Origin of the sequence: Stenotrophomonas sp. SI-NJAU-1 (genome assembly GCF_020883215.1) — a bacterium.
GTDB lineage: Bacteria > Pseudomonadota > Gammaproteobacteria > Xanthomonadales > Xanthomonadaceae > Stenotrophomonas > Stenotrophomonas indicatrix.
In genome coordinates, this window is the sequence record NZ_CP086598.1 from 1,976,049 (window position 1) to 1,988,779 (window position 12,731).

Sequence of the window (12,731 nt, forward strand, 5' to 3'; positions counted from 1 at the left end):
CATGCGTGTACTTCCCAGCCTGATGGCGGCTTCCCTGGGCCTGGTGTTGAGTGCCTGTCAACCGGCACAGACGCCGGCCGCCAGCAATGCAGGCGATGCGGCCGCAACGCCGGCGCCGGTGGCCGCCGCTGCTGATGGCGGCGGCGATGGCGCCGGCAACCAAACCCTCTATCGCTGCGGCGACCTTGATGCGCGCGCGACCTTCAACGGAGAGGAGGCAGCGACGGTTGTGATTGGCGGGCGCAGTTTCGCGATGTCCTCCGAACGTGCAGCCTCCGGTGCAAAGTATGCCGACGGCAAGGGCAACAGCTTCTGGACCCGCGGCAATGACGACGCGCTGCTCAGCCTGAAGGGCGAGGCGGACCGCGAATGCACCGCGGTGGAGGCAACCGAGGGCGATGGCAGTGCCGGTAACGCGGCGTTCCGTGCCACCGGCAACGAGCCGGGCTGGCTGGCCGTCGTCGACGGCGATACGCCGGGCCTGCAGGTGGATGTGGATTACGGCGAGCGCCGCTTCACCGTCGCCAAACCGACCGAGGGTGCGGATGGCTGGGTGGGCAAGGCGGCGGATGGCACCGACATCAAGCTGAGCTTCCAGCGCACCACCTGCCAGGACGACATGAGTGGCGAGACATTCGAGGCCAAGGCGATGCTGGCCGTGGGCACGCGCCAGTACCACGGCTGCGGCAACTTCGGCGGCAAATAAGAAAAAGGGGACGGAGGGGATGACGTCGTTTGTGCCATGAACGATGTAATCCCCTCCGTCCCCTTTTTTTCCGTCAGCCCTCGCAGGGCTTCAGACCCAGATCCGGAGACAGGTCGTAGCGCAGGTTCACGCCGATCAACGCCTGCCGGATCGCGCAGTCATCGCGATGGCGGGCCACCAGGCCGGCAAAGATCTTCTTTCGATCGTCGCAGAACCTGGCAGTTGCGGCCTCCAGCTCGCGACGGCGGGCGTCGTCGTAGGGTTCTTCGCCGGCAAAATGCTGGCAGCTGTTCTCCCGTGCGATGAAGGCCTGCACATCGGCGGGCATGTCGCAGTAGATGCGGATGTCCTGCAGGAAAGCGACGTCGTTGGGGACGCTGCAACCGGCCGCAGCCCGCGCCTGTTGCTCCTCCTCGGGGCTACCTGCCAGCGTCGCCGCAGCATCTGCTTCATCTGCAGCCGGTGCAACCGCAGCGGCAGGGGTGTCCGCTGCGGCGGGCTGCGTCACCGCGTCCGCGGCGACGTCACCGGTGCTGTCCGCTGCCTGCGGCGAGCACGCCACGAGCAGGGACAGGCAGGCGATCAGCGCAGCGCGGTTAATCGGCGCGGCCGGCAAATTCGCCGGTGGCGGTGTTCACCAGCACACGCTCACCGTTGACGATGTACTCCGGCACCATGATCTCGATGCCGGTGTTGAGTTTGGCCGGCTTCGGGCGCTTGGTGGCGGTGCCGCCCTTCAGTTCCGGCGGCGTCTCGATCACTTCCAGCACCACCGAGGCCGGCAGCTGGATGGCCACCGGCTGCTCGTCGATCACCTGCACGTAGATGCCGGTCAGGCCGTCGGTGATGTAGCCGGCGTCATCGCCGATCACGTCCGCGTCCAGGGTGTAGGGGGTGTAGTCCTCGTCGTCCAGGAACACGAATGCATCGCCGTCCTTGTACGAGTAGGTGGACTGGCGGCGCAGCAGTTCGACTTCGACCAGGTTGTCGTCGGCATCGAAGCTGGCGTCGAGCTTGTTGCCGCCCGGCACGCTGTACATGATGAAGCGGAAGCGGACGTTGCCGCCGCGACCCTGCGGCGAGCTGCGCTCGATGTCGCGGATCTGGTAGACGCCGTTGTTGAACTCGACGACGTTGCCCTTCTTGATGTCGTTGGCTTTCATGATGATGTTGGTCGTTGGGGGAGGGCGCCGTCCCGGCGCCCGGGGGGAATCACTTCGGAGCGAGCCGGGTGGCGCCGTCCAGGCGGATGGTCTCGCCGTTGATGTAGGTGTTGCCCAGGATGTGGCCGACCAGGCTGGCGAAGTCTTCCGGCTTGCCCAGGCGCGACGGGAACGGGATCGATGCGGCCAGCGATTCCTGCACGGCTTCGGGCATGCCATCGACCATTGGTGTCCAGAACACGCCCGGCGCGATGGTGTTGACGCGGATGCCGAAGCGCGACAGCTCGCGGGCCATCGGCAGGGTCATCGCCACCACGCCGCCCTTGGAGGCGGAGTAGGCGGCCTGGCCGATCTGGCCTTCGTAGGCAGCAACGCTGGCGGTATTGATGATGACGCCGCGCTCGCCGTCCACGCCGGCCTCGTTGTGCTGCATGCGGTTGGCTGCGGCCTTGGCGACATTGAAGCTGCCGACCAGGTTGACCATCACCGTGCCCTGGAACCCGGCCAGCGGCATCGGGCCTTCCTTGCCCAGCACGCGGCCAGCGCCGAGGATGCCGGCGCAGTTCATGGCGACATTCAGGCCGCCGAGGAAATCGCAGGCCTGGTCGATGGCCGCCGACACGGACGCTTCATCACTGACGTTGACGTTGAAATAGCGGGCGTTGTCCTGCCCCAGGCCGGCAACAGCGGCCGCGCCCTTGGCGTCGTTGAGGTCGAACAGGGCGACCTTGCCGCCCTCGGCAACCAGGTGCTGGGCCACGGCCAGGCCGAGGCCGGAGACGCCGCCAGTGATCACGGCACGTACGGAAGACAGCTGCATTGCACGGTCCTGCAGGTTCAAGAACCGCCGATTCTAACGGAACCGACGGCAGCCGCTGTTGTGCACTGCGCCGCCGGCCTCAGCCCAGTTCGCGGGCGCGGCGCAGGCGACGCTCGAAGTCGGCGGCGGGGAGGCCATGGGCGAACAGGAAACCCTGGCCGACGGTCACCCCCAGGTCGAGCAGGCACTGCCGTTGTGGCTCGGTCTCCACGCCTTCGGCGACCACGCCCAGCCCCAGGCTGCGCGCGATCGCGCAGACCGCCTCGCACACCGCCACATCCGAACGGTTGCGGGGAATGCCTTCGACAAACAGCTGGCTCAGCTTCAGCCCATGGATGGGCAGGCGCCGCAGGTAGTTCAGGGCGCTGTAGCCTTCGCCGAAGTCGTCGATGGTCAGCATCACCCCCATTTCGCGCAGGCGGGCGAAGGTGCGCAGGGTGTCCGGCGCATCCTCGATCAGCACCCGCTCGGTGAACTCCAGCTCCAGCACGCTGCCGGGCAGGCCGAACTCATCCAGCACCTGCCGCACCCAGCGGGCGAGATCCTCGCCGACGAATTGCCGCCAGGACACGTTGACCGCCACCCGCACCAGCCCGAGCCCGTCGTCCTGCCACTGCCGCACCTGCCGGCACGCTTCGCGCAGCGCCCATTGGCCGATGCGCACGATGTCGCCGGTGTGCTCGGCGTGGCGGATGAACAGGTCCGGGCGCATCGGTCCCAGCTGGGTATTGTGCCAGCGCATCAGCGCCTCGCAGGCGATGGTGGCGCCGCTGCGCAGGTTGACCTGTGGCTGGTACACCAGGTGGAACTCGTCGCCATCGAGGGCCTTGTGCAGCCGGCTTTCGATCTGCAGGCGGTCATGCTGGCGTTGTGCCAGTTCCGGGGAAAACACCTGCCAACCGTTGCGGGTGCGGCGCTTGCACTCGTACATCGCCGTGTCGGCGTTCTGGATCAGCTGCTGCGGCCGGTCGCCATCGCGCGGTGCGCGGGCGATGCCGATGCTGGCGGTCACCGGGAACTCGTCGCTGCCCAGCTGGAACGGTGCCGAGAACGCCGCCGTGATGCGCTCGGCCAGCTGTTCGGCCTGGTCCGGCTGGTCGCGCAGGTCGCAGATCACCAGGAATTCGTCGCCGCCAAAGCGTGCAAGCAGGCCTTCGGTGCCGATCGCGGTGGCGATGCGCCGGGTCGCTTCGATCAGCAGTTCATCACCGGCGTTGTGGCCGAGCAGGTCGTTGACCACCTTGAAGCGGTCCAGGTCGATATACAGCACCGCCACACGGTCGTGGCCGGGGCTGTGCATGCGCACGCCGAGGTCGCTCAGCACCGCATCGCGGTTCATGATTCCGGTCAGCGGGTCGGTGCGGGCCTGCACGCGCAGGGTTTCCTCGGCCTGCTTGCGCTCGGTGATGTCCTGCACGGTGCCGGTGATGCGGGCGGCATCGACATCGCCGGCCGGGACCTCGCCGATCATCCGTATCCAGAACGAGTGGCCATCGCGGCGCTGGCCCTGCAGCTCCAGGCCGAAGCTGCTGCGGTGTTCGATGGTGTCGGCCAGCGCCTGCTGCAGGGCGGCGCGGTCGTCGCTGCGCAGGCAGTCCAGCAGGTCGGGCATGTCCTCCAGGTCGGCCGGCTGGCCGACGATGCGCCGCGCTTCATCGGTGAGGTACAGGCGCTGCAGGCCGCGATCCCACTCCCAGCCGCCGATATGGGCCAGCGACTGCGCGCGCGCGAACAGGGTGTTGTTGCGCTTCAGTTCGGTGATGTCACTGAACATTGCATAGACATGGTCCGCCCGGTCGCAGCCGTTGCCGAACACCGGCACGTTGGTGGTGGACAACCACAGCATGCGTCCGCGCGGGCGGTGGTACAGGCCGATGATGGTGCTGCGGATCACCCGCCCGGCCTGGAAGCAGCGGCTGGTCGGCCACTGTGACTGGGTCAACGGGTGGCCATGTTCGTCGACGATGATCCACGCTTCGGGATCGAGCATCGCGTTCAAGCCCACGCCGCCACCGGTGAGGCCGAGGATGCGATGTGCGGCCGGGTTGGCCGACAGCACGCGCAGGTCGCGGTCGAACAGGATCACGCCCTTGTCGATCGATTCCATCAACAGGCGATAGCGCGACTCGGCGCGCCAGCGCCCGCTCAAGTCGCGGGCGACGGCGACGATGCAGGGTTGGCCGCGGTCCTGGAAGCCGGCCGAGTGCACCTCCACCGGAAAGCGGCTGCCATCACCGCGCATGTTGGTTACTTCGATGACGTAGGTGTCGCCGCGGTTCAGCGCTTCCCACACCGGTTGCAGATGGTCGCTGGGCAGGTCGGGATTGAGCAGTTCGATCGGCTGGCCGACGATGTCCTCGCGCGGGCGGTCGTAGGCGACGATGCCGGCGCGGTTGACGTCCAGCACCACGCCTTCGGCGCTGAGGATGCTGACCGGGTCGGGCACGGCGTCGAACAACGCGGCATAGCGTGCCTGGGTATCCAGTTCGCGCTGCTGCGCATCGGCCAACGCCTGCCGTGCCTGGCGCAGCAGCCTGGCCTGGGCCGGCGGCGGCGAAGCAGCCAGCGCCGCGTCCAGAGCGGCCAGCGCGACGTCGGTTGCGGCGGGTGTATCGCCGATGGCCGGACGGTCGCGCGGGCCGCTGTCGTTCATGTCGCTGCCAGCGCCTGCCCGACGCGGCTGGCGGTCGCGCGGCCGAGCAGTCCGGCCAGCCAGCGGCCGGTCTCGGCCAGCGACGGCAGGTCGACCCCGCACTCCAGGCCCAGGCCCTGCAGCAGGTACACCACGTCCTCGCTGGCCACGTTGCCGCTGGCGCCCTTCGCGTACGGGCAGCCGCCGGCACCGGACACCGCACTGTCGACCACGCGCACGCCTTCTTCCAGGCAGGCGGCGATGTTGGCGATGGCCTGGCCGTAGGTATCGTGGAAGTGCACGGCCAGTGCGCTCATCGGGATCTCGGCAGTCACCGCCTGCAGCATGGCGCGGGCCTTGCGCGGCGTGCCGACGCCGATGGTGTCGCCCAGCGAAATCTCATAGCACCCCATCTGGTGCAGGGCGCGGGCCACGCGCACCACATCGGCCAGCAACACTTCGCCCTGGTAGGGGCAGCCGAGCACGGTGGACACGTAGCCGCGCACGCGCACGCCATCCGCCGCCGCACGACGCAGGATCGGCTCGAAGCGGGCCAGCGATTCATCGATGCCGGCGTTGGTGTTGGTGCGGTTGAAGGCTTCCGATGCAGCGGTGAACACCGCGATTTCCTGCACGCCGACGGCGCGCGCACGGTCGTAGCCCTGTTCGTTCGGCACCAGCACCGGATAGGCGATGCCCGCGCGGCGCTGGATGCCAGCATAGACCTCGGCAGCATCGGCCAACTGCGGGACCCAGCGCGGGCTGACGAAGCTGGTCGCCTCGATCGTACGCAGGCCGGTGGCCGACAGGCGATCGATCAGGGCGATCTTGTCGGTGGTGGCCACGGCCTGCTTTTCGTTCTGCAGCCCATCGCGCGGGCCAACCTCGACGATACGGACGAAATCGCTCACCGGGGCACCCCTGCGGCGGGCGGGACGGGAAGGGCAGGGCGGATGGGATCGGTTGGGGTCACGGCGGTTCCTGGGAAACGGGGGGCGGCCCGGTCTTCGCCAGGCTGCCAGATGAGATACGCAGGCGGGTCGCACAAGCGGCCACGCCTGCGCCTGGTGGCCACGCAGGGGTCTACCCGGGCAGGTGGCAGACCGCCTCGATGTTGTTGCCGTCGGGGTCGATCACGAAGGCGGCGTAATAGTCCGGGTGGTACCAGGGACGCAGGCCGGGCGCACCATTGTCGCGTGCCCCTGCGGCCAGCGCGGCGGCGTGGAAGGCATCAACCTGGGCGCGCTCGGCGCAGACAAAGGCCACGTGCACGCCCTGGCTGAGCGGCGTTGCATTGCCCAGCCAGAAGAACGGCTTGCCGTGGTTGCCGAAACCCACGTGGTCGTGGGCGCCGGTCTGTTCGGCGCTGACCTCCATCACCACGCCGATCTGCAACGGTGCCAGCGCCTGCAGGAAGAAGGCCCTGCTGCGCGGCAGGTTGCTGCTGTTCAAGCCGATATGGTCCAGCATGTCAGGCCTCCGTGACCCAGTGCGGCGCGCGTTTGTCGAGGAAGGCACCCAGGCCCTCCTGGCCTTCGGCCGATACCCGCAGGCGGGCGATCAGGGCGGCATTGTCACGGTCCAGGCTGTCGCGATCATGAGCGTCGCGAACCTGCCGGACCAGCAGTTTGGCCGAAGCCGAGGCGATCGGTCCGGCCTTGTCGAGCAGGGCCAGCTGTCGCTGCACCGCCTCGTCCAGGCGTTCGGGCTCCACCAGCTGGTGGATCAGGCCGATGCGCAGGGCGGTGTCGGCGTCGAAGTGCTCGCCGGTGGCGAACCAGCGGCGGGACTGGCGACTGCCGATGGCCTCGATCACATAGGGCGAGATCACTGCCGGCAGCAGGCCCAGGCGGCTTTCGGTGAGGCCGAAACGGGCGGCGGTGGTAGCGATGGCGATATCGCAGCAGGCCACCAGGCCGACGCCACCACCGAAGGCAGCGCCGTGGACGCGGGCGAGGGTGGGCTTGGGCAGCTCGTCCAGGGTGCGCATCAGGCGGGCCAGGGCCAGGGCGTCGTCACGGTTGTCCGCCTCGCTGGCAGAGGCCATGCCGCGCATCCACTGCATGTCGGCACCGGCGGAGAAGGAGGCACCGTGGCCGGCCACCACCACCGTGCGCACGGTGTCATCGTGGCCGGCCGCTTCCAGGGCTGCGGTCAGCCGGGCGATCAGGCCGGCGTCAAAGGCGTTGTGCAGCTCCGGCCGGTTCAGCCAGAGGGTCAGGACAGCGCCGTTGCGCTCGATCTGCAAAGCATCGTTCATGGGATTCCGGGGGTTGCTCCATACCTGTATGGATCATAGCGGGCCATTGGTCATGGGCCATGACGCGACGCGGGAATGTTAGAATCGAGAACCATTTACATCCAGCAGAGAACACGCTAGATGACGCTGTCCGAACTGCCCCTGCACGCCTCGGCCGTGGTCGATTCCGTGCAGGACCTGCATGCCAACGATGCCATCGCCCGGCGCCTGCGCGAGCTGGGCTTCGTCAAGGGCGAGGAAGTGCGCCTGGTGGCGCGAGGCCCGGTTGGTGGCGAGCCGCTGCTGGTGCAGGTCGGGTTCACCCGTTTCGCGCTGCGTATCAGTGAGGCCCGGCGCGTGGTCATCGACCCGGCCAGCCAGGAGGGACGTGCATGAGCGCCACCGCAACCGCCGCCCCGCTGCGCATCGCGCTGGTCGGCAACCCCAACAGTGGCAAGACCGCGCTGTTCAACCAGCTGACCGGCAGCCGGCAGAAGGTCGCCAATTACACCGGCGTCACCGTTGAGCGCAAGGAAGGCCGCCTGCGTGCGCCGTCCGGCCGCGAGTTCGCCGTGCTCGACCTGCCGGGCGCCTACAGCCTGCAGCCGGCCAGCCTGGACGAGGCGATCACCCGCGACCTGTGCCGGGGGTTCTACCCGGGTGAGGCCGCGCCGGACGTCCTTCTGTGCGTGATCGACGCCACCAACCTGCGCCTGCACCTGCGCTTCGCCCTGGAACTGCGCGAGCTGGGCAAGCCGATGATCGTCGCCCTGAACATGGTCGACGCCGCGCAGCGCCGCGGCATCCAGATCGATGTGGCCGCGCTGGAGCGCGAGATCGGTGTGCCGGTGGTGGAAACCGTGGCGGTACGCAAGCAGGGCGCGCGTGCACTGGTGGAACGCCTGGATACGATGGTGCCGCACCTGGATGCGCCGCTGGCCGGCGTTGAGAGTGGCGCGGACTACCACGCGCAGGTGCGCGCGATCCTGGCCGCAGCCGTACGCATGCCGGCACGGACGGCGAAGATCGACGACACGCTGGACCGCTGGCTGCTGCATCCGGTGTTCGGCCTGATCACGCTGGTGGTGGTGATGTTCCTGATCTTCCAGGCGGTGTTCGCCTGGGCCACGCCGCTGATGGATGGCATCGAGGCCGGCTTTGCCTGGCTGGGTGAGCTGGCCGCCAGCGTGCTGCCGGCAGGTCCGCTGACCAGCCTGCTGACCGACGGCATCATCGCCGGCCTGGGCGGCGTGGTGGTGTTCCTGCCGCAGATCCTGATCCTGTTCGCCTTCATCCTGGCGCTGGAAGAGTCCGGTTACCTGCCACGCGCCGCGTTCCTGCTGGACCGCATGATGGCGGCGGCCGGCCTGTCGGGGCGGTCGTTCATCCCGCTGCTGTCCAGCTTTGCCTGCGCGGTGCCGGGCATCATGGCCACCCGCAGCATCCAGGACCCGCGTGACCGCCTGGCCACGATCCTGGTGGCACCGTTGATGACCTGCTCGGCAAGGCTGCCGGTGTATGCGCTGCTGATCGGTGCGTTCATACCGGCCGGCAGGATCGGCATCTTCAACCAGCAGGGCCTGGTGCTGTTCGGCCTGTACGTGGCCGGCATCCTCAGCGCGCTGGTGATGTCGTGGGTGATGAAGAAGTGGCGCCGCGACAAGAGCGAGCACCCGCTGATGCTGGAGCTGCCGTCATACCGCATTCCGCATCCGCGCGACCTCGCCGTCGGCCTGTACGAGCGCGGCATGATCTTCCTCAAGCGTGTCGGCGGCATCATCCTGGCGCTGACCATCCTGCTGTGGTTCCTGCTGTCGTTCCCGGGCGCGCCCGCCGACGCGACGATGCCGGCCATCGACTACAGCTACGCCGGCCAGATCGGCCACGCGATGACCGCGATCTTCGCGCCGCTGGGCTTCAACTGGCAGATCTGCATCGCGCTGATCCCGGGCCTCGCTGCGCGCGAAGTTGCGGTGTCCTCGCTGGCGACGGTGTACGCGCTGTCGGCCGCCGATGACGATGCGGCGATCTCCGCACTGTCGCCGGTGGTGGCTGATGGCTGGTCGCTGGCTACCGGCCTGGCCCTGCTGGTGTGGTTCATCTACGCGCCGATGTGCATTTCGACGCTGGCCACCATCAAGCGCGAGACCAACTCGTGGAAGCAGATGGGCTTTGCGGCGTTCTACCTGTTCGCCGCGGCGTACGTGGCCGCGCTGATCACCTACCAGGTGACCGTGGCGCTGGGAGGCGGCTGATGGACGCCGGCCTGCTGGTGCAGTACCTGATCATCGCGCTGGCCGTGCTGGTCAGTGCGTGGGTGGTGTTGAAGAAGCAAGCGCCCGGCACCGTGCGCAAGCTGCGCGGCGCGCTGGCACTGGCGCTGCTGAGGCCGGGCCGTGCGGCCTGGCTGCAGGCGCTGGGCCGGAAGATCGCGCCGCCGGCCACTGGCGGTGGCGGGGCGTGCGGCGGCTGCGACAGCTGCGGACCGACGCCGCCGAAGCAGCACTGAGCCCGGCTGGGTGAGAGCGAACTCCGGTCCGCTAGACGTCCTTGAGGATGATGGCGGAAAATCTGCGCTGCTGATAAAGGCGCCTCACCGATTCACGGGTCACTTGGGAGGTAACGAAGTCCAGCGTGTCGGCCAAGGCTTCGTTCAGTAGGTCTTCTATCCCAATTGCATCCTCCGCCTTGAGCAAAGCGTCGAGATCTTCCTGCGTGAACGGTCGACGGAGGTCGGGCGTATTCTCTATCCGCCAGCTTACGTGGGGGTGCGGAGTGATCGCGCGGTGCTTGAATGCATTTTCCACTTCATCGGGAGAAGGCGGTTGCGCTAGGAGGTCTGGGAAATACAAGCCGAGATTCACGTAGAAGCCTCGGCCCAAGCGGGACCCTTGGTGATTCAGGACGAGTAAGACGTCACCCAATTGCCGGTAGCGGGTTGCTGTAGTGCCGGCGAAGCCTGCCTGCTTTGCGCATCTGCCGAAAATGGTCGCGGATCTGATGTTCACTGGGATCTTCTGGATCGGGAAAGCTGCGCACAGCTTCGCGTGGCGGTCTCTTGCCAACAATGGGCAGATGCGACACCTGGGACGTCGGCTGAGAATTCCTCCACGCGCGGCGTGGATCTACCGCGCCTGCCTGCCCAGCTCCGCCACCCGCGCCAACCAGCGCTCCCGCTGTGCGGGCGTGCTGCTGCGCACCGGGCCCAGCCGGCTGACCCGCACCGGGCGGATGCCGCAGAACTCAAGGATGGTGGCGCGGATCTGGGTGATGCCCGGATCGCGGTAGATCCAGCGGTAGTACCAGGGCGGCGTATCCAGCGTGGTGATGACCCGCGCGCTGCGCCCCGCCAGCAGCCGGTCCCACCACACCGAATCGCGACGGTAGCGGAAGGCGAAGCCCGGCAGCAGCACGCGATCGAAGAAGCCCTTCAGCAGTGCCGGCATCGCGCCCCACCACGTCGGGTAGACCAGCACCAGATGGTCGCAGGCCTGGATCGCGTCTGCTGCATCCTGCAGGTCGGTTTCCAACGGCTGGATCTGGCGATAACCGTGGCGCAGCACCGGGTCGAACTGAAGGTCGCCCAAGGCGATCATGCGCACGTGGTGGCCGGCGTTGCGGGCGGCGGTCGCGTAGCGCTGGGCGAGGGCGCCGCACAGGCTGTCGCGGTCGGGATGGCCAAGCAGGATCAGGATGGAGCGGGGCACGGCAGTCTCGGGGGCTGGAAAGCATCCGACGTTGCGCTATGCCCCAAGGGCAGAGTCAAACCCCGCCAGGGCAGCCAGCGGGAGCCAGCACGCAGGGACCATCGCCCTGCTGCAGCCATTGCCGCAGCTCGTCACCCACCTGCTGCAGTTCGACCTCGACGCGGGCAAGCCGCTCGCGCTCGGCGGCAATCGCAGTGCGCTGGCGTTCCAACAGGGCGAGCACGGCTGGCCAGTCCAGCTGGCCGTCGCCGCGCTGCAGGCGGGTGATGGCGGCCAATCCGATGCCCAGCCCCAGTGCCTGCCGGATCAGCTGCACCCAGGCCACGTCCTGCTCGCTGTAGTCGCGATAGCGGTTCAGGCGCGGCACTGGCGGCAGCAGGCCGCGTGCCTCGTACAGGCGGATGGCCTTGGCGCTGGCGCCGGTACGGCGGGCGACTTCGGAAATGCGCACCGTTTCAGCCCTGCATCCGCGCAGGTGGCATGATGGCGTCAGCGCTTGGCGCGGGCGGTTTGCAAAGGTGCATGAGGTGCGGGCCAGCGCTTGAAGGGGCACGCAGCGTAGCAACGACAGTGCTTGCCGGACCATGCGTGCTGCCGCTAGCCTGCGTGCATGAACCAGACTCCCCTGCGATTGCTTATTCACGGCGCCTCCGGGCGCATGGGCCAGGCCCTGTTGCGACTGGCCGCCGAACATCCTGATTCCCTGCAGATCGTCGCTGCGGTGACCGGCCGCGCGCCGGCGCAGCGGGTGATCGACGGCGTGCCGTTCTTCGCGGCCAGCGAGTTGCCGGGGGCGCCGGTGTTCGATGTGGCGATCGACTTCAGCCTGCCCGAGGGCTTCGATGCGCTGCTGGCACTGTGCGTGGAGCGCGGTGCGGGACTGGTATCGGGCACCACCGGTATTTCCAGTGTGCAGCGCCAGGCACTGGAAGCAGCGGCGGCGAAGATCCCGCTGGTGTGGGCGTCGAACTTCAGCCTGGGCGTGGCGGTGCTCGATGAGCTGGTGGAACGTGCAGCGCAGGCGCTGGCCGGCTGGAACTGCGACATCGTCGAATCGCACCATACGCAGAAGAAGGACGCTCCCTCGGGTACGGCGTTGACCCTGGGGGCCGCGGCGCAGCGGGGCGGGGCCGAGCCGCAGTACGCCAGCCTGCGCGCCGGAGACATCGTCGGCGAGCATCTGGTGCAGTTCACCGGCCTGGGCGAGCGCATCGAGCTGGTGCACCGGGCCACCAACCGCGACATCTTTGCCCGCGGGGCGCTGTTTGCCGCTCGCCAGCTGCAGGGCCGGGCGGCAGGCAGCTACCGGGTAAGGGATCTGCTGGACGGCCCCCTGTAAACGGTAGCGCCGGGCCGTGCCCGGCGTCGGTGGCAGATCCGCCGGGCATGGCCCGGCGCTACCCTTGGGGGCCTGCATACGGCCCCGGATTGAAATGAATGCGCAATCGCCTGTTCATGAATGGC

15 protein-coding genes are annotated in these 12,731 nt (G+C 68.1%); 5 read left to right on the top strand and 10 right to left on the bottom strand.

Going from position 1 to position 12,731, the window contains the following annotated elements:
* Position 1: 1 nt before the first annotated feature.
* Complete coding sequence (locus LMF57_RS09175; RefSeq protein WP_117310295.1) at positions 2-706, top strand: MliC family protein; 705 nt, start codon at positions 2-4, stop codon at positions 704-706.
* A gap of 73 nt (positions 707-779) precedes the next feature.
* On the opposite strand, the gene LMF57_RS09180 is transcribed toward LMF57_RS09175, so the two are convergent.
* From LMF57_RS09180 to LMF57_RS09210, 7 genes are all read right to left on the bottom strand, one after another.
* Positions 780-1,322, bottom strand: coding sequence for a hypothetical protein (locus tag LMF57_RS09180; protein WP_229291266.1), 543 nt, complete (start codon positions 1,320-1,322; stop codon positions 780-782).
* A complete protein-coding gene (gene yeiP / locus LMF57_RS09185) occupies positions 1,303-1,869 on the bottom strand; it encodes an elongation factor P-like protein YeiP (protein ID WP_006363947.1) in 567 nt (188 codons plus the stop codon). The genes LMF57_RS09180 and yeiP overlap by 20 nt, the downstream gene beginning before the upstream one ends.
* Positions 1,870-1,918: 49 nt before the next feature.
* Positions 1,919-2,689, bottom strand: a complete 771-nt coding sequence (locus LMF57_RS09190; RefSeq protein ID WP_032975499.1) for an SDR family NAD(P)-dependent oxidoreductase — start codon at positions 2,687-2,689, stop codon at positions 1,919-1,921.
* Positions 2,690-2,768: 79 nt separating this feature from the next.
* A complete protein-coding gene (locus tag LMF57_RS09195) occupies positions 2,769-5,342 on the bottom strand; it encodes an EAL domain-containing protein (protein WP_229291267.1) in 2,574 nt (857 codons plus the stop codon).
* Positions 5,339-6,232, bottom strand: a complete 894-nt coding sequence (locus LMF57_RS09200) for a hydroxymethylglutaryl-CoA lyase (protein WP_229291268.1) — start codon at positions 6,230-6,232, stop codon at positions 5,339-5,341. Before LMF57_RS09200 ends, LMF57_RS09195 begins: the two co-directional genes overlap by 4 nt.
* Positions 6,233-6,404: 172 nt before the next feature.
* Positions 6,405-6,791 carry a VOC family protein gene (locus tag LMF57_RS09205; RefSeq protein ID WP_117310298.1) on the bottom strand — a complete coding sequence of 129 codons (387 nt, stop codon included), beginning with the start codon at positions 6,789-6,791 and terminating at the stop codon, positions 6,405-6,407.
* Position 6,792: 1 nt separating this feature from the next.
* Positions 6,793-7,581, bottom strand: a complete 789-nt coding sequence (locus LMF57_RS09210; protein ID WP_117310299.1) for an enoyl-CoA hydratase-related protein — start codon at positions 7,579-7,581, stop codon at positions 6,793-6,795.
* Between the two features lie 120 nt (positions 7,582-7,701).
* On the opposite strand from LMF57_RS09210, the gene LMF57_RS09215 reads away from it, so the two are divergent.
* From LMF57_RS09215 to LMF57_RS09225, 3 genes are read left to right on the top strand one after another with little or no spacing between them, the layout of a single operon-like run.
* Positions 7,702-7,956 carry a FeoA family protein gene (locus LMF57_RS09215; RefSeq protein ID WP_025874743.1) on the top strand — a complete coding sequence of 85 codons (255 nt, stop codon included), beginning with the start codon at positions 7,702-7,704 and terminating at the stop codon, positions 7,954-7,956.
* On the top strand, positions 7,953-9,815 hold the full coding sequence (gene feoB / locus LMF57_RS09220) for a ferrous iron transport protein B (RefSeq protein ID WP_117310300.1): 1,863 nt from the start codon (positions 7,953-7,955) through the stop codon (positions 9,813-9,815). Before LMF57_RS09215 ends, feoB begins: the two co-directional genes overlap by 4 nt.
* Positions 9,815-10,069: a DUF6587 family protein gene (locus LMF57_RS09225; protein WP_117310301.1), complete on the top strand. Its 255-nt coding sequence runs from the start codon at positions 9,815-9,817 to the stop codon at positions 10,067-10,069. Before feoB ends, LMF57_RS09225 begins: the two co-directional genes overlap by 1 nt.
* 31 nt (positions 10,070-10,100) lie before the next feature.
* On the opposite strand, the gene LMF57_RS09230 is transcribed toward LMF57_RS09225, so the two are convergent.
* From LMF57_RS09230 to LMF57_RS09240, 3 genes are all read right to left on the bottom strand, one after another.
* On the bottom strand, positions 10,101-10,568 hold the full coding sequence (locus LMF57_RS09230; protein ID WP_229291269.1) for a DUF4304 domain-containing protein: 468 nt from the start codon (positions 10,566-10,568) through the stop codon (positions 10,101-10,103).
* Between the two features lie 117 nt (positions 10,569-10,685).
* Positions 10,686-11,267 (bottom strand): NAD(P)H-dependent oxidoreductase, encoded by a 582-nt coding sequence (locus tag LMF57_RS09235; RefSeq protein WP_117310302.1) that lies wholly within the window; start codon positions 11,265-11,267, stop codon positions 10,686-10,688.
* Between the two features lie 55 nt (positions 11,268-11,322).
* A complete protein-coding gene (locus tag LMF57_RS09240) occupies positions 11,323-11,718 on the bottom strand; it encodes a MerR family transcriptional regulator (RefSeq protein ID WP_088100897.1) in 396 nt (131 codons plus the stop codon).
* A 159-nt stretch (positions 11,719-11,877) separates the two neighbouring features.
* Here LMF57_RS09240 and dapB point away from each other — a divergent pair, with 159 nt between their 5' ends.
* On the top strand, positions 11,878-12,606 hold the full coding sequence (gene dapB, locus LMF57_RS09245) for a 4-hydroxy-tetrahydrodipicolinate reductase (RefSeq protein ID WP_080277594.1): 729 nt from the start codon (positions 11,878-11,880) through the stop codon (positions 12,604-12,606).
* Positions 12,607-12,731: the final 125 nt, after the last annotated feature.